The organism is Mesorhizobium sp. M0960 (genome assembly GCF_040319055.1).
GTDB lineage: Bacteria > Pseudomonadota > Alphaproteobacteria > Rhizobiales > Rhizobiaceae > Mesorhizobium.
The window spans coordinates 26,924-44,744 of the sequence record NZ_JAMYNN010000017.1; the positions used below are offsets into that span (position 1 = coordinate 26,924).

The 17,821-nt window shown below is 62.6% G+C and carries 19 protein-coding genes and 1 tRNA gene; 9 read left to right on the forward strand and 11 right to left on the reverse strand.

Annotation, left to right across the window (positions count from 1 at the left end):
* Positions 1–330: 330 nt before the first annotated feature.
* Complete coding sequence (locus NKH63_RS24530) at positions 331–1,941, forward strand: recombinase family protein (RefSeq protein WP_352482103.1); 1,611 nt, start codon at positions 331–333, stop codon at positions 1,939–1,941.
* On the opposite strand, the gene NKH63_RS24535 is transcribed toward NKH63_RS24530, so the two are convergent.
* A tRNA-Met gene (locus tag NKH63_RS24535) sits at positions 1,898–1,974 on the reverse strand. The two genes, NKH63_RS24530 and NKH63_RS24535, sit on opposite strands and share 44 nt — an antisense overlap.
* Before the next feature lie 236 nt (positions 1,975–2,210).
* Between NKH63_RS24535 and NKH63_RS24540 the strand changes: the two genes are divergently transcribed.
* Positions 2,211–3,170: a Gfo/Idh/MocA family protein gene (locus NKH63_RS24540; protein ID WP_352482033.1), complete on the forward strand. Its 960-nt coding sequence runs from the start codon at positions 2,211–2,213 to the stop codon at positions 3,168–3,170.
* A gap of 14 nt (positions 3,171–3,184) precedes the next feature.
* On the opposite strand, the gene mnmA is transcribed toward NKH63_RS24540, so the two are convergent.
* A complete protein-coding gene (mnmA, locus tag NKH63_RS24545) occupies positions 3,185–4,375 on the reverse strand; it encodes a tRNA 2-thiouridine(34) synthase MnmA (RefSeq protein ID WP_352918994.1) in 1,191 nt (396 codons plus the stop codon).
* A gap of 260 nt (positions 4,376–4,635) precedes the next feature.
* Between mnmA and sciP the strand changes: the two genes are divergently transcribed.
* Positions 4,636–4,911 carry a CtrA inhibitor SciP gene (gene sciP / locus NKH63_RS24550; protein WP_023679563.1) on the forward strand — a complete coding sequence of 92 codons (276 nt, stop codon included), beginning with the start codon at positions 4,636–4,638 and terminating at the stop codon, positions 4,909–4,911.
* Positions 4,912–4,968: 57 nt separating this feature from the next.
* Here sciP and NKH63_RS24555 read toward each other — a convergent pair whose 3' ends face one another.
* Positions 4,969–5,895, reverse strand: coding sequence for an NADP-dependent oxidoreductase (locus NKH63_RS24555; protein ID WP_023719277.1), 927 nt, complete (start codon positions 5,893–5,895; stop codon positions 4,969–4,971).
* Between the two features lie 94 nt (positions 5,896–5,989).
* Between NKH63_RS24555 and NKH63_RS24560 the strand changes: the two genes are divergently transcribed.
* Positions 5,990–6,385 carry a winged helix-turn-helix transcriptional regulator gene (locus tag NKH63_RS24560; RefSeq protein ID WP_023719276.1) on the forward strand — a complete coding sequence of 132 codons (396 nt, stop codon included), beginning with the start codon at positions 5,990–5,992 and terminating at the stop codon, positions 6,383–6,385.
* A gap of 62 nt (positions 6,386–6,447) precedes the next feature.
* Here the strand turns inward: NKH63_RS24560 and NKH63_RS24565 are convergent, their stop codons facing one another.
* Positions 6,448–6,825, reverse strand: a complete 378-nt coding sequence (locus NKH63_RS24565; RefSeq protein WP_023719275.1) for a flagellar export protein FliJ — start codon at positions 6,823–6,825, stop codon at positions 6,448–6,450.
* A gap of 450 nt (positions 6,826–7,275) precedes the next feature.
* Between NKH63_RS24565 and ctrA the strand changes: the two genes are divergently transcribed.
* Positions 7,276–7,971, forward strand: coding sequence for a response regulator transcription factor CtrA (gene ctrA, locus NKH63_RS24570; protein ID WP_006203583.1), 696 nt, complete (start codon positions 7,276–7,278; stop codon positions 7,969–7,971).
* Positions 7,972–8,065: 94 nt separating this feature from the next.
* On the opposite strand, the gene NKH63_RS24575 is transcribed toward ctrA, so the two are convergent.
* Together NKH63_RS24575 and chpT are read right to left on the reverse strand one after the other, a co-directional pair.
* Positions 8,066–8,434 (reverse strand): response regulator, encoded by a 369-nt coding sequence (locus NKH63_RS24575; protein WP_023719274.1) that lies wholly within the window; start codon positions 8,432–8,434, stop codon positions 8,066–8,068.
* Between the two features lie 236 nt (positions 8,435–8,670).
* Positions 8,671–9,300 (reverse strand): histidine phosphotransferase ChpT, encoded by a 630-nt coding sequence (gene chpT / locus NKH63_RS24580; protein ID WP_023719273.1) that lies wholly within the window; start codon positions 9,298–9,300, stop codon positions 8,671–8,673.
* Positions 9,301–9,685: 385 nt separating this feature from the next.
* Here chpT and NKH63_RS24585 point away from each other — a divergent pair, with 385 nt between their 5' ends.
* Both NKH63_RS24585 and NKH63_RS24590 read left to right on the forward strand, forming a co-directional pair.
* Positions 9,686–10,222 carry a DUF1134 domain-containing protein gene (locus NKH63_RS24585; protein WP_245278600.1) on the forward strand — a complete coding sequence of 179 codons (537 nt, stop codon included), beginning with the start codon at positions 9,686–9,688 and terminating at the stop codon, positions 10,220–10,222.
* A gap of 168 nt (positions 10,223–10,390) precedes the next feature.
* A complete protein-coding gene (locus tag NKH63_RS24590) occupies positions 10,391–11,554 on the forward strand; it encodes a coiled-coil domain-containing protein (protein WP_352482035.1) in 1,164 nt (387 codons plus the stop codon).
* A gap of 137 nt (positions 11,555–11,691) precedes the next feature.
* Here NKH63_RS24590 and NKH63_RS24595 read toward each other — a convergent pair whose 3' ends face one another.
* Entirely contained in the window at positions 11,692–12,489 is a 798-nt protein-coding gene (locus tag NKH63_RS24595) for a TrmH family RNA methyltransferase (protein ID WP_352918996.1), read from the reverse strand.
* Positions 12,490–12,788: 299 nt separating this feature from the next.
* On the opposite strand from NKH63_RS24595, the gene NKH63_RS24600 reads away from it, so the two are divergent.
* The gene (locus tag NKH63_RS24600; protein WP_023719269.1) at positions 12,789–13,793 is read left to right on the forward strand and encodes a L,D-transpeptidase family protein; all 1,005 of its coding nucleotides are present in this window, start codon (positions 12,789–12,791) and stop codon (positions 13,791–13,793) included.
* A gap of 105 nt (positions 13,794–13,898) precedes the next feature.
* Here NKH63_RS24600 and NKH63_RS24605 read toward each other — a convergent pair whose 3' ends face one another.
* From NKH63_RS24605 to NKH63_RS24620, 4 genes are all read right to left on the reverse strand, one after another.
* Positions 13,899–14,237: an ArsR/SmtB family transcription factor gene (locus NKH63_RS24605; protein ID WP_023719268.1), complete on the reverse strand. Its 339-nt coding sequence runs from the start codon at positions 14,235–14,237 to the stop codon at positions 13,899–13,901.
* A gap of 173 nt (positions 14,238–14,410) precedes the next feature.
* On the reverse strand, positions 14,411–15,217 hold the full coding sequence (locus NKH63_RS24610; RefSeq protein ID WP_198030492.1) for a HugZ family pyridoxamine 5'-phosphate oxidase: 807 nt from the start codon (positions 15,215–15,217) through the stop codon (positions 14,411–14,413).
* Entirely contained in the window at positions 15,189–15,950 is a 762-nt protein-coding gene (locus NKH63_RS24615) for a 3-hydroxyacyl-CoA dehydrogenase (protein WP_352642757.1), read from the reverse strand. Before NKH63_RS24615 ends, NKH63_RS24610 begins: the two co-directional genes overlap by 29 nt.
* Before the next feature lie 63 nt (positions 15,951–16,013).
* On the reverse strand, positions 16,014–16,550 hold the full coding sequence (locus tag NKH63_RS24620; protein ID WP_352482039.1) for a GNAT family N-acetyltransferase: 537 nt from the start codon (positions 16,548–16,550) through the stop codon (positions 16,014–16,016).
* Positions 16,551–16,822: 272 nt separating this feature from the next.
* Here NKH63_RS24620 and NKH63_RS24625 point away from each other — a divergent pair, with 272 nt between their 5' ends.
* Positions 16,823–17,812 carry a glutathione S-transferase family protein gene (locus NKH63_RS24625; RefSeq protein WP_352884451.1) on the forward strand — a complete coding sequence of 330 codons (990 nt, stop codon included), beginning with the start codon at positions 16,823–16,825 and terminating at the stop codon, positions 17,810–17,812.
* Positions 17,813–17,821 lie beyond the last annotated feature (9 nt).

Consider the following 17,821-nt stretch of genomic DNA (forward strand, 5'->3'; position numbering starts at 1 on the left):
GGCAGATAGGCGTTCAGCTTGGGAAGCTAGCCCTTTCGACCCGATTCCAAGGACTTGCCTGTAAAACAGGCGGAAAGTCGCTTGTATGATATCAACGGGTTACGGCGGGATTGTAAAACCGTCGCGGCATCAGCACCGGTACTTATCAGTCTCGGCGATGAAGCACGTGAACTCGCGCTCGACCTCGAAGGCCGCCTCGTCTCTTGTGGCGGCGGTTCCTCGTCTCTTGTGGCGGCGGTTCCTCGCTGCCCGCGGCGCTGGCGCGCCTCGTCGAGGCCCTTGCGCGTCAGGCGGCGCGCGACGCTTATGAGCGCCGCCAGGAGAACACCCATGAAACGAGCGGCACTCTATGCCCGCTATTCAAGCGACCTGCAGACCGACAGGTCGATTGAGGACCAGGTAGCGCTCTGCTCGGACTATGCCGCCAAGCAGCAGCTGACCGTCGCCACCGTCTTTCACGACCGCGCCCGCTCCGGCGCCTCGATCATGGGCCGCGACGGCGTGCTGTCGATGATGGACGCCGCGCGCGACGGCCTGTTCGACGTCCCCATCGTCGAGGCGCTTGACCGCCTGTCGCGCGACCAGGAAGACCTCGCCGGCATCTACAAGCGGCTCACCCATCTCGGCATCGAAATCCGCGCCGTGCATGACGGCCGGGCAGACATCGTGCAGATCGGCATCCGCGGCCTGGTCGGCGCGCTATATCTACAGGATCTTGCGCAGAAGGTGCGGCGCGGCATGGCCGGCGTGGTGCGCGACGGCCGCAGCGCCGGCGGCAAGGCCTATGGCTATGCGCCGGTGCCGGGAAAGCTTGGCGAACTGTCGATCTTGCCGGAAGAAGCGGCGATCGTGCTGCGCATCTTCGAGGAGTATGCGGCCGGCCGAACGCCGCGCGACATCGCCGGCGGGTTGAACGATGACAACATTGCCCCGCCGCGCGGTCGCTACTGGTCGGGTGGGACTATCAACGGCAACCCAAAGCGAGGCTACGGCATTCTGCAGAATGCCATCTATGACGGCCGCATCGTCTGGAACCTTGTCCACATGGTCAAGGATCCGGATAGCGGCCGGCGCCAGTCGCGCGTCAATCCGAAGTCCGAGTGGCAGGAGCATGCCGCCGAGCATCTGCGCATCGTGCCGGCCGAGCTGTTCGCCGCGGTCAACAACCGCAAGCCGCGCAATCGTTGCGAGACGCCGCAGCGCAAGAACACGCGGCTGCTTTCAGGTCTGCTTCGCTGTGGCGCCTGCGGCTCGGGCATGTCGGTGAAGGACAAGATGGGACGGCTGACCCGCATCGTCTGCACGCGCGCCAAGGAATCGCGCTCGTGCACCAACACGCGGCCCTATGCCGTCGATCATATCGAGGCGACGGTGCTGGACGGTTTGCGCGCCAGGCTGAACGACAAGGCGCTGATCGACCACTATGTCGCCGCCTACAATGATGAGCATCAAAAGCTCTATTCGGGGCAGGGCGCCTCGCGCGAAAAGGCAGCGCAACGGCTTGACGCTGCCAAGCGCGAATATGACCGGGTGCTGAACGCCTACGTCAAAGGTATGATCTCCGAAGCCGAGGCCGAGCAGCGCCTGCCCGAGCTGCGCGCTGAGCGCCAGCGCCTCGAGGGCGAGCTCGCGGTGACGCCGCAGCCGCCCAAGGTCGTTACGCTGAAGCCGGCGCTGGTCACCCGCTATATCAGAGATCTCGAAGCGCTCGCCGCGGCGATCGGCGACAACGGTTTCGTCTCTGAAGAGGCCAAGAAGATCGTCCGCGACGTCGTGACCACAGTGACGGTCTACCCGCCAAAGGCGGGTGAGCAGCCGTCGATCCTGATCGATGGATATCTGTCCAACATGGTCGACCAGGGCCTGAGCCACCGCGTCTCCGTTCGGGGGGGAGCGATGGTAGCGGGAGAGGGACTTGAACCCCCGACCCCAGGATTATGATTCCCGTGCTCTAACCAACTGAGCTACCCCGCCAGGGCGGCGAAGGCCCGAAATCCAGCTTAAATCGGCAGGCATATCGGCGCGTTCGCCAAGGTCGCGCGGATATAAGGTTGCGAGGCCAAGCCTGTCAAGCATCGAAGTGGCTGCCGCGCCGGCATATTGCTGGCGCCTAAAGCTTTGCCGGGCAGACATTTGGGCGCACAGGCCGGGGTTGAGTTCGGCGAGGCACGTCGCTATGTCTCGCCCACGAAAGCCATGGTCAGAAATTGATGAAACCGCGCATTGCAGTCCTCGGTTGCGGATACTGGGGCAGCAACCACATCCGCACCCTCAAGGCGCTCGGCGCGCTGCACGCGGTTTCGGACGTCAACCCTGCGCGTGCGGAAGGTTTTGCCAGTGAGCAGGATTGCCTGGCGATCGAGCCGGAGGCGCTGTTTGCCCGCGACGATGTCGACGCCATCGTCATGGCGCTGCCGCCGCAGTTCCATGCCGACATGGCGGTGCGCGCCGTGCTCGGCGGCAAGGACGTGCTGGTGGAGAAGCCGATCGCGCTGACGGTGCCCGACGCCGAGCGCTCGGTGCAGGCTGCCGCCGACAATGGCCGTGTCTTCATGGTCGGCCATGTGCTGCGCTTCCATCCCGCCTTCGAGACGCTGAAGGCGCTGATCGACAATGGCGAGCTCGGCGAGGTCCGCTACATCCATTCGCATCGGCTCGGCCTCGGCAAGTTCCACACCGAAAACGACGCGTTGTGGGATCTGGCGCCGCACGATCTGTCGATGATCCTCGCCATCACCGGCACCGAGCCGGTCGAGGTGCGCGGCGAAGGCGCTGCCCTTCTCGACAATCTCAGCGACTTTGCGCATCTGCACATGCGCTTTCCCAACGGCCTGCGCGGCCATCTGTTCGCCTCGCGGCTCAACCCTTACCGCGAACGGCGGCTGACCGTGGTCGGCACCAAGGCGATGGCGGTGTTCGACGATGTCGAGCCGTGGGAGCGCAAGCTTGCCGTCTACCGCCACGCGGTGTGGCAGGACAGCGGCCAATGGGCGTTCACCGCCAACGAGCCGTCCTATGTGGCGGTCGGCGAGGGCATGCCGCTGACGCGCGAGCTGGAGCATTTCATCCACTGCATCGAGACGCGGGCCGAACCGCGCACCAGTGGCGAGGAAGCCATCAGGGTGCTGCGCATCCTGACCGCCGGCACCGTCGCCCACACCAGGCCCTAAGCGAAAAACGCCGTCTATTCGGCGGGAACCCGCGCCGGCTGGACGGCAAGCCGCGTCAGCATCGCCTCGGCTTCGGCGCCGCGCTCGGAGCGCTCGATGAAGCCGCCGCCGAACACGCGCGCCTCGTTGCCGTCGTCGGAATAGAGCACGCAGGCCTGACCGGGGGCGATGCCGGACTCGCCGTCGACCAGCTCCACCGAAGTGACGCCGGCGCGGTGATGCAGCACCGCCGGGCGCGGCGGCCGCGTCGAGCGCACCTTGGCGAAAAGCTCAAGCCCGGCCGCCGGGATATCGGTTAGCGGGCCATCGCCCAGCCAGTTCATATTGCGCAAGAAGATCTTGTGGGTTTCCAGCGCCTCGCGCGGGCCGACGATGACGCGGGCCCGGTCGGCGTCGAGATGGACGACGTAGAGCGGCTCACCGGAGGCGATGCCGATGCCACGGCGCTGACCGACGGTATAGCGCAAAATGCCCTCGTGGCGGCCAAGCACGCGCCCGTCTATATGGACGATGTCGCCCGGATTGGCGGCAGCCGGCTTCAGCTTGGCGATGATGTCGGAATATTTGCCCTGCGGCACGAAACAGATGTCCTGGCTGTCCTGCTTGGCGGCGACCGTCAGTCCCATCTCCTCGGCGATGGCGCGAACCTCAGGCTTCGACAGGCCGCCGAGCGGAAAACGCAGATAGTCGATCTGCGCCTGGGTGGTGGCGAACAGGAAGTAGCTCTGGTCGCGGTCGGCGTCGACCGGCCGGTAAAGCGCGCGGTGGGCGCCATTGGCGCCGGAACGGATGTAGTGACCGGTGGCCAGCGCGTCGGCGCCGAGTTCCTTGGCGGTCGCGAGAAGATCGGCGAATTTCACCGTCTGATTGCAGGAGACGCAAGGGATCGGCGTTTCGCCGGCGACATAGCTCTCGGCGAACGGGTCAATCACCGCCTTGCGGAAGCGCTCCTCGTAATCGAGCACGTAATGCGGGATGGCGAGCGTCTCGGAGACGCGGCGGGCATCGTCGATGTCCTGGCCGGCGCAGCATGAGCCGGCCCGGTGCGTTGCCGCGCCGTGGTCGTAAAGCTGCAGCGTGACGCCGACGACGTCGTAGCCCTCGTGCTTTAAGAGACCGGCAACAACCGACGAATCGACACCGCCCGACATGGCGACGACGACACGGGTGTTTTCGGGGCGTCCAGGAAGATCGAGGCTGTTCATGGTTCTTTCGTTCTGCGCGGCGCTTCAATGCCAATGGCCGGAATATAGGTCAAGCGTCCCGGCCGCGCCAGCTTTGCAGGCCGGCTCATTTTTCCAGCCGGGTTCAATGCGCGTGCCGGCAGATATCTCAAATGCCGATGAAAAGACTAACGCGGCGTTCATGATCCTTACCTATCCATTAGGGTCTGCTTAGCCAAATTTTAAAGCTGTGGCGGTAATGTGGTGGGGATTGGGTCTTTGAGTTTTTTGTAGAGAGTACGATGACCGATCTAATTAGACCGCGAGTCAAATACGTTATCGGGCCTGACGGCAGCCCACTTACCATCGCCGATCTGCCGCCGACGAACACACGTCGCTGGGTTATCCGGCGCAAGGCGGAAGTGGTGGCGGCGGTGCGTGGCGGGCTTTTGAGCCTGGAAGAGGCGTGCCAGCGCTACAAGCTCACCACCGAGGAATTCCTGTCCTGGCAGGCGTCGATCGACGAATACGGCCTTGCCGGGCTGCGCACCACGCGCATCCAGCAATACCGGCATTAGTCCGATAAGGGCGCTGATCCGCGCCCTTAAAGTTTGCCGGAGCGACGATCTGGGATTTCAGACCGTCAGCACCACCTTGCCGATCGGCCTGGTGGCGAGAAAGGCATGGGCGGCACCGGCCTGTTCGAGCGGAAACGCCTTTGCCACGTGGACGGCCAGCTTTTTCGCGTCGATCAATTTGCCGAGTTCCACCAGAGCGGCACGGTCGGGCACCACGGACATGCGCTCGACGCGGATGCCTTGCGTCCTGGCCTTTGCCTTGGTGGCATCGCTGACATCGAGCAGCGACACCAGAACACCGCCGGCCTTGAGCACTTTTAGCGATTGCTCCGCATGCTCGCCGCCGAACGGCTCCAGAACGAGATCGATGTCGCGAGCCTTTCCGGTGAAATCATCCTCTGTGTAGTCGATCACCTCGTCGGCGCCGAGCGAGCGGACGAAATCGAGCTTTTCCGGGCTGGCGGTCGCGACGACGTAAGCACCGCGCGCCTTGGCGATCTGCACCGCCAGATGGCCGACGCCGCCGGCTCCGGCGTGGATCAGCACGCGCTGGCCAGGATTGAGCCGGCCATGGCGGACAAGGCCTTGCCAGGCCGTCAGGCCGGCCAGCGGCAGCGCGGCGGCTTGGGCGTGGTCTATGCCTTCAGGTTTCGGCGCAAGCTCATCAGCCGGGACAGTGGCGAGTTCGGCGTAAGCTGCCGCCTGTTTGGGAAAGCGCGACATGCCAAAGACGGCATCGCCGACCTTAAGGCCGGACAGGCCGGAGCCCAGCGCCTCGACAGTTCCCGAAACGTCCCAACCAAGGATGAAGGGCGGCTCGCCAAGCAGCGGATAGTGGCCGCCGCGCACTGCGCCGTCGACCGGATTGATGCCGGCCGCCTCGATGCGGACCAGCACTTCGCCGGCCTCGGGTGATGGCGCGGGACGATCGGCAATGACGAGGACGTTGGGTGCGCCGAAGGAATTCTGGATAATGGCACGCATGGGAGGCTCTCTCCTGCTGGTTTGATATGCCACTATCATTTGGATAGTAATATTCTCTTGTCTAGTATGTACCTTTTTGATATATACGCACCTCATGGATAGCGAAGATTGTTTCCCTTCCGGTTATGACGCGTTCCGACGGACGTGCCCCTCGCACGCGGTGCTTGAGACGCTCGCCAGCAAATGGGTCCACCTGGTGATTTGTGCGTTGCGCCGGGGCCGGCTCCGCAACGGCGAATTGGCGCGCAAGCTCGAAGGCATCACCCCGAAAATGCTGACGCAGACGCTGCGTATCCTGGAACGCGACGGCCTGGTGCGGCGCGAGGTGTTCCCGGTCATTCCCCCGCGGGTCGAATACGAGCTGACCGAACTTGGCCAGAACCTGGCAGGACTGCTCAATCAGATCAGGGCCTGGTCGGAGCAGCATGTGCCCGACATCAAGGACGCCCGCGCGCGGGCGGCCGAACAGCAAGAAGATCTGGATGCCTGAGGCCGGCACCGTTCGGTGCACAGCAATAGCGCTCAAGCGCGACGCGCGTTAAAGCCTTGTTTTCAGCCGATCATGGCGCTGCGGCCGCCGGCTTCCGTGTCGCGCGCCTTGGTGTCGCGCGATTCGAGCATCTCGGCCTTGGAAAGCTCCGCTTCGGCTTCGCTCAGCAATGATTCGGCGACATTTCGCTGCTGGGCGAGGTCGCTTTGCGAATTTCTGAGGTTGTCGCGGCGCAGGCGTGCCGCCTTGGCGAAGGTCGGATAGGCAAAATGATTGATGTCGGTGATGCCGGCCTTCTTCTCTTCGGCCGCGATCTGAAGTTCCAGCTCGACGGCCATGCGCTCGAACTCGGCGATCATCATGTCGAGCTGCAGCAGCTGCCGCCGCTTCTCGCTCACCTGAAATTGCTTCAGCCGAACGAGGTTTTCACGTGACTTCATGATTCGGTACTCCCGGAAACGCACACCTGCACATATCGTCCAATTCACCCGGCAAGGCCCAGGCTTCACCCGTTTCCACCGGCTTTCCCGGAACTATGGGAAACAAACTCCTAAAGTTTTTTGCCGGCGGTAACCATTCGTTTACGGGCATTGTTAATCATACGGCTCAGGACTTAAGGGCGGGTAAAAATTCTGCTACTCGTCGCGAAACCCGGCCAACGAGTCCGAAGAGTCACTTAGTCTGGCTTATTAATGTGCTGCATTAACGGTTTTGGTCTGTGATTCATTATTGGATTCAACAAGGTGTAGAAAGGGGTTAAAAAATCTGATACCGTCATGGACGGGGAATTAGGTTTTATTAACCATTCGATGGCAGCCTCTGCTCAGGCAATCACTGCTCCGGTCCTGGACGGGTCGTGAAATGGTCCGGCGGCAGAAAAGGGGAATGAAATGCGCGTTCTGCTGATAGAAGACGACAGTGCAACCGCACAAAGCATCGAGCTGATGCTGAAGTCGGAAAGTTTCAATGTCTATACGACCGACCTTGGTGAAGAGGGTGTCGATCTAGGCAAGCTTTACGATTACGACATCATTCTCCTCGATCTCAATCTCCCCGACATGTCGGGTTATGAAGTTTTGAGGACACTTCGCCTGTCCAAGGTGAAGACGCCGATCCTCATCCTCTCCGGCATGGCCGGTATCGAGGACAAGGTGCGCGGCCTTGGCTTCGGCGCCGACGATTACATGACCAAGCCCTTCCACAAGGACGAACTGGTCGCCCGCATCCATGCCATCGTGCGGCGTTCCAAGGGCCATGCCCAGTCGGTCATCACCACCGGCGACCTGGTGGTCAATCTCGATGCCAAGACCGTTGAAGTCGGTGGCCAGCGCGTGCATCTGACCGGCAAGGAATATCAGATGCTGGAGCTGCTCTCGCTGCGCAAGGGTACCACGCTGACCAAGGAAATGTTCCTCAATCATCTCTATGGCGGCATGGACGAACCGGAGCTGAAGATCATCGACGTCTTCATCTGCAAGCTGCGCAAGAAGCTCGACGCCGCATCGGGCGGGCAGAATTACATCGAGACCGTCTGGGGCCGCGGCTATGTGCTGCGTGAGCCGGAAGATATCCGCGTCAGCGCCTGATCCCGAAAAGTGGATGCCGGTTTTCGGAAAAGAACACAGTAAAACAATAGGATAGAGCCTCATCCCGATTTCATCGGAATGGAACGACCCCTGATCAGGCGGCAATCTTCAAGGCGCGGAAGCACTCGAGCAATTGCGGCCGGTTGAACGGCTTCAGCAGGTAACCCTGGGCGCCGGCGCGTTTTGCCCGCATGATCGCCCCGACGTCGACCTCGACCAGCGAAATCAGAACTTGCGGCAATACCGGGCTTTCCATGGAGCGCACGCGGCGGATGAGGTCCTGCGCCTGCATGTCCGGCAAGGCGCCGTCGACGACGATGATGTCCGGCATGTCGGCAGTGCACATCTCGATCGCCTCATGGCCGCTGGCGGCTTCGATCACCATCATGCCGGAGCCGCCCAGGATACGCTTTGCAACCTTCCTGATGACGCTCGAATTGTCGACGAACATGCAGCGTTTCATTCCCGGACCCTCTTTGCCATGCGGCGAACCGGCAGCGTCGTGGCATCTGCCGGGGAACATAGGCCGATCTGGTAAAGAAGCCGAAAAGCCGTTAGGTAAAATTTTCCTGAAGGTGTTGTAAGCGAAATCTTCTTTCGCAATGCTTCATCCAATCAATCCGCAAGCCCGTCTCGCAGATGTTAAGACAGTGCCGCAAATATGACCTGGAGAAATACTTCGCGCTCTTTTGGAGAACTTCAGGCTACGGAAAGGACGATCTCGTCGGCGGTCGCATGGATCGATATCGTCATGTTGGCTTCGCGGGCCAAAAGCAGCGTGTAATAGGGTTGCACCGAATGCGCGTCGATCGGCTCTTCCGGTCTGTGGCCGGAATGCAATTCCAGGAATTTGGGCGGCACGCGCAGCATCGGGCCGCTCGCCGCGAGCGCAAAGCGCGGCTCGGTCTCGAGGTTCTCCAGCGTGACCACCAGCCTGCCGCCGCGCGGAATGGCGGCGTTGGCGACGAGGATGAGGTTGAGCAGCAGCTTGACCTTGTTCTTGGGCAATAGGGCGCGGGTTCCGTTCCAGACCAGTTCCGGCTTCTCGTTCTTCAGGAAGGCGATGGCCACGGCCTCGGCGTCCCCGGTGTCGATCAGCATGCCGGCCGAACCGGCGGCGCCGAAGGCGATGCGGGCGAATTGCAGGCGGGCGGAGGCGTTTTTGGCGCTTTGGCGGATCAGCTTCATGGCGTCTTCGTCGGCGCCGCCTTCGTCGAGCAGCTCAAGCCCGTTGTTTATGGCGCCGACCGGCGAAATGATGTCGTGGCAGACCCGGCTGCACAGCAGCGCTGCCAGGTCGGGTGCGGAAAGGGTGAAAAGCTCGGCCATCGGCAAAAATCCCTGCAAATTTCACAACAAAATGACCGGGCGATCATGATCACGCCTGTCCACACGAATCACCCTCTCTCCCAAGCATTGTGAATACACAGCGCTTGTGCGTGCAGCAACAAATCCAAAATTATCATTGTCGAAAATGGTGTGTTCACGCAGCCTGGCTGCTGCGCGGGCATGCGAAAACAGCCTTCGAACCGCCATGTTCATGTGAGAGTTTAATGGTTGAAAAAGGATTACGGCATAGTTTGCCCCTAACAGTCATCCTTAACGGCCGCCAAAGAGCCGTACGGGTGCGAGGCGTCGGCGAAAGTGCTCCCTGACGGAGATTGGAAGCATGGTTTCCCGATTCTACGACCGGACTTTTTTCCGTGTCATCTCAATGACGATCGCGCTCATCGGCCTTGTCGCCTTTTCGACATCGGCCGCGCGGGCGCAAGAGTACACCGCCCAGGAGATCGTTGATTCCGGTCATAAATTCTTCGGCGCGACATCGGGTGGGCTGGCCACGGTCGTCGAGAAGATTTTCGCCACCTATGGCCTGCCGAACGGCTATCTGCTCGGCGAAGAGGGGTCCGGGGCGCTGATCGGTGGCCTGACCTATGGCGAAGGCACGCTCTACACCAAGAATGCCGGCGATCACAAAGTGTTCTGGCAAGGCCCGTCGCTCGGCTGGGATTTCGGCGGCGAGGGCTCGCGCGTGATGATGCTGGTCTACAATCTCGACGATGTGAGCAGCCTCTATAACCGCTTTGGCGGCGTCGCCGGCTCTGCCTATGTCATCGCCGGCGTCGGTTTCAACGTGCTGAAGAACAACAATGTGCTGCTCGTGCCGATCCGTACCGGCGTCGGCGCCCGTCTTGGCGTCAATCTCGGCTACCTCAAGCTCACCCAACGCGCGACCTGGAATCCGTTCTGACCTGCACGATGGCGCCACTGCGGTTGGCCCTGTGATCCCACGGTCTGAGCTTTGCCGCGGCAGACCCTTGCCGCGGCGCCGGATTTCCGTCATGCGAAGATGGCAAAGTCGAACTTTGACCATTGCCTGCCGCCCATAACGGCCGGCCATGCATAACGGATAGTCATCTTGGTCCAGTCGATCCTGTTCTTTGTCCTCGGCTTTCTCTGCGCGGGCTTTCTGGCGCTGATGATTGCCCCGGCCGTCTGGCGGCGGGCGGTGGCGCTGACGCGCAGGCGCGTCGAGGGTTCGATGCCGCTGACGCTGGCCGAGATCCAGGCGGACAAGGATCGCGTCCGCGCCGAGTTCGCCGTTTCGGCGCGCCGGCTCGAAATGACCATCAAGTCATTGCGCGAGAAAGCCGCCGAACAGCTGGTCGAGATCGGCCGCGACCGCGAAGCCCTGAAGGAATTGGCGGCCGAGCGGCAGGACAAGAACCGGGTCGTCGCCGATCTCACAACCAGGAGCGAGGAGCTTCGCAAGCGCGATGAGCAGCTGCAGCAGCTGTCGGAGAGGCTTGCGGAGACCGAGCGCGCGCTCGAAAAGCGCGGGCTCGAACTGCGAAAACTGGAGCACATGTATGACGACGCCAGTTTTTCGTCCAGCAGCCGGCAGATCGAGTTGGTGGCGCGCGAATCCGAGCTGCAGAAGCTGGCAAGCGACATTTCGCTGCTGCGCGGCCAGCGCAAGGAGGCGGACAGGCGCAGCCAGGAATTGACAGCCGAAAGCAAGGTTTTGCGGGACGCGCTGAAGGCCGAGAAGAAAAGAACCGGCGACTTGGAAAAGAAGGTCGAACGCCTGCTCGCCACGTTGGCCGATCGCGAGGACAGGCTGGAGCGCCGCGAAAAGGAACTGGTGCGCCTTCGCGAAAGGGCGAAAGGCGCTGAAAGCCCGCCTGCGGCGGCCCTTGCCGGCATGCCAGGAAGCCAGGTCAATGCGACCGCCAACGGCGACATCGAAAAGGCAAGCGCCAAGCTCGATGCCGACCGCGAGCGGCTGGAGGCCAGGCTGACATCGCTGGCACGCGAGAACAGGAGGCTGAAGACAGATCTTGCTGCCGTCGAAACATCGAAATCACACGCCGGAGACGATACCGGCAGCGCCAGCGCGGCATTGCGCGAAGAGATGAACGATCTGGCAGCGCAAGTCGTCGCCTTGACGGCCAAGCTCGACGGCCCGGATTCGCCGATCGCCCAGGCGCTTGCAGCGCCTGAGGATGCGCGGCCGGAGAGCGGCGGACGCAGCCTTGCCGATCGCGTGCGGGCGCTGCAGAAGGCCGCATCGACCAACTGAGACGCCGCAAGCGCAAGAGCGAGACGCCCGGCTCTAAAGCGCGTCGTGTTCGACCGGCCTCATGCGACGCGCTTTATGTTCTTGTTTTGATGCATGTCGTTACCGCAAAACCGCTGCACACTTTTGCGCGACATGCATCAGGCCCCGGAAAAATGATGAAGTGCGATGGCTGACGCCGCTGCGACATTCAGGCTGTCGAAATCCTGCGCCATACCGATCCGCAGCGTCTGCAGGCGAGCAAGCAGGCTTTCCGGCAGGCCTTCGCCCTCGGTGCCGAGATAGAGAGCCAGCCGCTCGTTTCTCTTGGCATCGCGAATGTCGATTTGCCCGTGCGGCGACAACGCGAATTGGCTGAAGCCTTGCTGGTCGAGTATGGCGATGCAGCCGGCGGCGTCGGCAAAGGAGGCGAAGGGGACTTTCAAGGCGGCGCCCACCGAGACGCGGATTGCCTTGCGGTACAGCGGATCGCAGCAGGTCGGATCGAGAAGCACGGCATCCGCGCCAAAGGCGGCGGCATTGCGGAAGATCGAGCCCATATTGTCATGATTGGCGATGCCGACCAGCACAACGATCAGCGCGCGGGCGGGCAGCGCGCCGAGCAAGGCCTCAGCGGAGATGGCCGCACCTTTGCGGCCGATCGCCAATATGCCGCGATGCATGTGGAATCCGGCGATCCTGTCCATGATTTCGCTGGATGCGACATAGATCGGGAGCCCGGCAGGCGCCTTGCGCAGGACGTCATCGAGGCCGGCCAGCCGGTTTTCGAGTACCAGCACCGATTCTGCCTCGAAGCGCCGGGCGGCGAGCAGCGTGTCGAGCACCACCTTGCCTTCGGCGACGAAACGGCCTTGCCGGCCGGCAAGATCTCGCTCCCGGATGTCGACATAGGCAGCGACGCGGGGATCCTGCGGGTCGTCTATGCGGATCGGATTCATGGCTTCCTCGGCCGACCATGGCATCGGCCGCGAATCGGGATTCGGTTTCGGAAGGCATGATGCCGGATCCGAAGCTCGCACCGTATCTCAGCGTCCAAATGGATGCACGCCGTTCGAACGGTCAAGCTCAATCACTGGACGCCGGGCCGAGCCCCCCGACGACGAGAAATACTTGATTCCCGCGGCACAGCCCTTCGGCCAAGCCGCTTCAATTCAGAATTTCGATCGGGCGAAGGAACCACACAGGGCCATGCCGCGTCATAGAAGCGGGCTCCTGCTGCAGTCCTGGGAGGACATCGATGATCAGGCTCCTCCTCGTCTTCGCCGCCACGCTTGCCCTCGCATGCGGCGTGGCTCGCGCAGCCAAGCTCGATCCAGCCACCGTCAATCAGGCCCAATTCACTATCGGCGAACCGAAGGGTGTCGATCCGATGCTGCTGAAGGCGCAGATCCTTCTGGATCGCGCCCGCTTCTCGCCGGGCCTGATCGACGGTCGTCTTTCCCAGAACTTCGCCAAGGCCGTCGCCGCGTTTCAGGCGGCAAACGGACTTCCGCCCGACGGCAAGCTCGATCCACAGACCTGGAGCAAACTCATCGCAACCTCCGCCAGGCCGGTGCTGGTGACCTATGAGGTGATGCGCAAGGACGTGCGCGGACCTTTCACCAAGCGTATTCCGGCCCGCTTGGAGAGGATGGCCCGCTTGCGGCGGCTCGGTTACCGCAATGCGGTGGAGAAGTTGGCCGAGCGCTTCCATATCAGCGAACAATTGTTGAGAATGCTTAATCCTGGCACCAGTCTCAGGAAACCAGGCAGGACGTTGGTGGTGCCTGATGTCGGCAGGGGCGACCCTGCCGCCGGGGTTGCCGCCGTCGAGATCGACAAGGGCGCTCGCCTGGTGCGTGTGCTCGACCGTGCCGGCAAATGGCTGGCGGTCTACCCCGCCTCGATTGGGAGCGACGAGAAACCGGCGCCAAGCGGCACGGCAGAGGTCAAGCGCGTGGTGCACAACCCTACCTATCACTATGATCCGGACTTCGCTTTCAAGGGGGTCAAGACCAAGCGGCCCTTCACTATCGCTGCCGGGCCGAATAATCCGGTGGGATCGGTCTGGATCGATCTTTCCATCGAAAGCTACGGCATCCACGGCACGCCGGAACCGGGCAAGATCGGCACGACCTTTTCCCATGGCTGCATCCGGTTGACCAATTGGGATGCCGAAGACCTCGCCTCCATGGTGCAGCCTGGCACGAAGGTCGAGTTCAAGGACGAGATTGCGCAGGCCGCCGAAGAGCGCGCTCAGTAGCAGGCGGACTTGGCAGCAAAGCGGACTTGCCGGCCAAACGGACTTGCCGGCCAAACGGACTTGGCGACCAAACGGACTTGGCGGGGCGTTCTCCGCCCCGGCCAATCAGGTCCCGGCGCGACGCAGCCGGTGAGCCATCTGCGACAGTTCACCTTCGCCGAAAATGCCGTCCAGCATGTGCAGCAGTTCGCGTACCGCGCCGGATTTGCAGGAATAATAGATCATTTGCCGGTCGCGACGGGTCTCGACAAGGTCGGAAGCCCTGAGCTTGGCCAGATGCTGCGACAAAGCGGATTGGCTGAGCGACACTTTCTCGGCTATGGCGCCGACCGACATTTCGCCCTCGGCCAGATAGCTCATGATCAACAAACGTTTTTCGTTGCCCATCAGCGTCAGAAACGCGGCCGCGGCTCCGGCGTTGGCGACTAGCTTGTTCGAGACCATAGATCCCCCATGCCTTCCTGCTCATCCGCCGCTATGGGGGCAATAGCGTCGGATTCCATAGACTTTCCCTATAGATGCACGCCAGCGATTCAGCGTCACTCGCAAAGGTAGAACATTTCGCTCAAATCTCAAGGCTTGCTTTCCATGCAAGCCGATTAACTGTGCGGCTGTGATCAATTTGCCGATCGGGCAGCCTTTGCCATGTCGACCAGGACAGGCCTGAGGTCGCGTGCCGCCTGCAGCGGATTGGGAAAAAAGACCCGGCAGACATTGTCGCCGGATACGAGATCCATCCCGTCGGCGTCGAAGCCGGTGACGATCCAGCCGTCGCGCTCGGCCCCGCCGAAATGACTTGCGTAGAGGGCAATCGCATCGAGATGGTCGGCGTTCATGTGGTCGAGTGCCGATTGCTCGCCGGCGGCAAGCTCTTCAACGATTGCTCCCGTCGCGACCAGATCGGCGCGTTCGAGCAGATAGGCCTTGCCGAAGCCGCCGTTCAGGCTGGCGCGCTCCGGTTCCAGCCGGAAGATCGAGAAGTCGCCGAGCCCGGCATAGAGCTTCGCCTTGGGATTGCGGTTGAGGTAGCGCCGCTCGGCGCGGGCGTGTTCGTTCGATCCGCGTTCGAGCCGTACGGCGCGGCAGACGAGCGTCAATCGCGGATGCGCCAGCGGATCGCCCTTGCCGGGTTCGCCGACGAGCAGCGAGCAGCGCGGGTCGGCAAGGATAGCGCCGGTATGGGCGGACAGCATCGACACCAGGATCAATGGCGTGCCGTCGATGTCGGTGGCGACACCGACCCTGCTGGCCAGCGGCGAACCGGTTCCTGGCTCGAGCACTGCCAGCGCGCCGAAACGGGCGCTGCGGATCAGCGTCTTTGCCAGCCTGATCGCCTCGGCGTCGGTCGCGCGGATCACGTCTTTCCTGGGTTCGTCCAAAGCACCACCGTCGCGTTTACTTCGGCGCCATGCGGATGGCGCCATCGAGGCGAATGGTCTCGCCGTTGAGCATCTGGTTCTCGATGATGTGCAAGGCAAGTGCGGCATATTCCGAAGGCTCGCCCAAACGGGAAGGGAAGGGCACTGCCGCACCGAGCGAATCCTGCACCTCCTGCGGCATGCCGGCCATCATCGGCGTCCTGAAGATGCCGGGCGCGATGGTGCAGACGCGAATGCCGGAGCGGGCGAGATCGCGCGCCACCGGCAGCGTCATGCCGACGACGCCGCTTTTGGATGCCGAATAGGCCGCCTGGCCGATCTGGCCGTCATAGGCGGCGACCGATGCGGTGTTGACGATGACGCCGCGCTCGCCGCCCTGCAGCGGCTCGAGCTTCGCGGTCCGGTCGGCAACCAGGCGGATCATGTTGAAGGTGCCGATCAGATTGACCTCGATCACCTTGCGGTATTGGTCGAGCGGATGTGGTCCGTCCTTGCCGATCGTCTTCATGCCGATAACGATGCCGGCGCAATTGACCAGGATGCGCGGCTCGCCGAGCGTCTCAGCCACTTCCGCGACAGCAGCGGCACCGCTTTCCGCGTCGCTCACATCGCATCGGACGGCAATGCCGCCGATGTCGGCCGCCACCTTGGCCGCCCGCTCGATGCCGAGATCGAGGACGGCAACCCTGGCGCCGCCGGCGGCAAGAGCGCGCGCCGTCGCCTCGCCAAGGCCGGAGCCGCCACCGGTGACGATCGCAATCTGGCCGTTCGGGTTCATCTCGACGTCCTCCTCCGAGCCCAGACTATTCTGCCAAGCCACCGTGCGACAGCGCCGGCATGGTCACGCCATCGCCGCGATGTGCTCGCCAATCCTCGCCTGGTCGGCGTGGCAAACCTCGCCCACCAGCCTTGCCACTGCGCCCGGCACGATCTCGTGCGCCAAAAGCCGGTCGAGGTCGACCGGACGCGGCATCGAGATCTGCCCACGCGGCAGCCTCTTGAAACCGAGCGGACCGTAATAGGGTTCGTCGCCGACCAGCATCACGGCCGGCGCGCCGGCTTTGGCAGCGGCTTCGAGCGCGATTGCCACCAGCCGGCGGCCGATGCCGAGGTTCTTGAAGGCCGGCTGCACGGCGAGCGGCCCTAGCATCAGCGCGCGGCCGGCGCCCGCGGCGATGCGTGTCATCCGTACCGAGGCGACGACGGTTGCGCCGTCGACGGCCACGAAGGACAAAGCCCGTTCATGCGGGCCACCTTGGCGGATCCTGTAGGCAGCAAGCACGAAACGGCCCGGCCCGAAGGCTTCGTCATTGATGGCTTCGATTTCAGGATCATGCGCCGGAGTTTCCGGCAGGTATTTCACGTCGGCAAGGCTCATGGTCTTTGCGTTCCGGTATGCGAGGAAAGGTTTGCTGCAAGCGGCAGCGTTCGCCAGTCAGCGCTTCATCAAGCGCGGGCGCTCTTTCGTCGTCGGTCGAACCGGATCAGGGCAAAGTCGAACATGCGGATTGTCCGCTAGCACCAATTTTCAGCCGCCGCAATCGGCCGGTTGCGCTCGACGACGCAGCTGTTGACGATCTGTTCAGCGCTGGCGATTTCGGCAGGTCCATTTCATGCCCTACATCAGGCAGGAACGCGAAAGGACATTTCATGGGATTGCTAGTCGAAGGCCAATGGCAGGACCGCTGGTACGATACCGGGGAGAGCGGCGGCAAATTCGTGCGGGCGCAGTCGCAGTGGCGCGACTGGGTGACCCGCCACGGCTTCCCGGCCGAAGGGCGAAAACGTGGCTTCAAGGCCGAGCCCGGCCGCTATCACCTCTATGTCTCGCTCGCCTGCCCGTGGGCGCATCGGACGCTGATCTTTCGCGTGCTCAAAAAACTCGAGGACGTGATTTCCGTCTCGGTCGTCCATCATTTCATGGGCGCCGACGGCTGGACGTTCCTGGCCGAGGACGGCGCGACCGGCGACACGCTCTACGGCCTCGATTTCCTGCACCAGATCTACACCAGGGCCGATCCCGGCTATTCGGGCCGGGTCACCGTTCCCGTGCTGTGGGACAAACGCGAGCAGACCATCGTTTCCAACGAATCCTCCGAGATTATCCGCATGCTCAATTCGGCCTTCGACGAATGGGGCGATGCCAAGCTCGATTTCTATCCGCAACCGCTGCGCGGCGAGATCGATGCGGTCAATGCGCTGGTCTATCCCGCGGTCAACAACGGCGTTTATCGTGCCGGCTTCGCCACCACGCAGCCAGCCTACGAGGAGGCGTTCGGCGAATTGTTCTCGACGCTCGACATGCTGGAGGACCGTCTGTCAAGGCAGCGCTATCTCGTCGGCGGCCGCATCACCGAGGCGGATTGGCGGCTGTTCACGACACTGGTCCGCTTCGACCCGGTCTATGTCGGCCATTTCAAGTGCAATCTGCGCCGCATCGCCGACTATCCGAACCTGTCGAATTATCTGCGCGACCTCCACCAGGTGCCAGGCGTCGCCGGCACGGTGAATTTGCACCACATCAAGTCGCACTATTACGGCAGCCACGAGACCATCAACCCGACACGCATCGTGCCGGTCGGGCCTGAGCTCGACTATGGCGCGCTGCACGACCGCGACAGGTTCAGGAAGGCGGCGTGAGACCGGCGC

Coding starts and splice junctions, on each gene's coding strand:
- NKH63_RS24600 (WP_023719269.1), top strand. CDS start 12,789: ATGATCAGGCTCCTCCTCGTCTTCGCCGCCACGCTTGCCCTCGCATGC.
- NKH63_RS24575 (WP_023719274.1), bottom strand. CDS start 8,434: ATGAAACGCTGCATGTTCGTCGACAATTCGAGCGTCATCAGGAAGGTT.
- NKH63_RS24540 (WP_352482033.1), top strand. CDS start 2,211: ATGAAACCGCGCATTGCAGTCCTCGGTTGCGGATACTGGGGCAGCAAC.
- mnmA (WP_352918994.1), bottom strand. CDS start 4,375: ATGAACAGCCTCGATCTTCCTGGACGCCCCGAAAACACCCGTGTCGTC.
- NKH63_RS24585 (WP_245278600.1), top strand. CDS start 9,686: ATGACGATCGCGCTCATCGGCCTTGTCGCCTTTTCGACATCGGCCGCG.
- NKH63_RS24605 (WP_023719268.1), bottom strand. CDS start 14,237: ATGGTCTCGAACAAGCTAGTCGCCAACGCCGGAGCCGCGGCCGCGTTT.
- NKH63_RS24555 (WP_023719277.1), bottom strand. CDS start 5,895: ATGCGTGCCATTATCCAGAATTCCTTCGGCGCACCCAACGTCCTCGTC.
- ctrA (WP_006203583.1), top strand. CDS start 7,276: ATGCGCGTTCTGCTGATAGAAGACGACAGTGCAACCGCACAAAGCATC.
- chpT (WP_023719273.1), bottom strand. CDS start 9,300: ATGGCCGAGCTTTTCACCCTTTCCGCACCCGACCTGGCAGCGCTGCTG.
- NKH63_RS24610 (WP_198030492.1), bottom strand. CDS start 15,217: ATGGCGCCATCCGCATGGCGCCGAAGTAAACGCGACGGTGGTGCTTTG.
- NKH63_RS24615 (WP_352642757.1), bottom strand. CDS start 15,950: ATGAACCCGAACGGCCAGATTGCGATCGTCACCGGTGGCGGCTCCGGC.
- NKH63_RS24530 (WP_352482103.1), top strand. CDS start 331: ATGAAACGAGCGGCACTCTATGCCCGCTATTCAAGCGACCTGCAGACC.
- sciP (WP_023679563.1), top strand. CDS start 4,636: ATGACCGATCTAATTAGACCGCGAGTCAAATACGTTATCGGGCCTGAC.
- NKH63_RS24565 (WP_023719275.1), bottom strand. CDS start 6,825: ATGAAGTCACGTGAAAACCTCGTTCGGCTGAAGCAATTTCAGGTGAGC.
- NKH63_RS24560 (WP_023719276.1), top strand. CDS start 5,990: ATGGATAGCGAAGATTGTTTCCCTTCCGGTTATGACGCGTTCCGACGG.
- NKH63_RS24620 (WP_352482039.1), bottom strand. CDS start 16,550: ATGAGCCTTGCCGACGTGAAATACCTGCCGGAAACTCCGGCGCATGAT.
- NKH63_RS24595 (WP_352918996.1), bottom strand. CDS start 12,489: ATGAATCCGATCCGCATAGACGACCCGCAGGATCCCCGCGTCGCTGCC.
- NKH63_RS24625 (WP_352884451.1), top strand. CDS start 16,823: ATGGGATTGCTAGTCGAAGGCCAATGGCAGGACCGCTGGTACGATACC.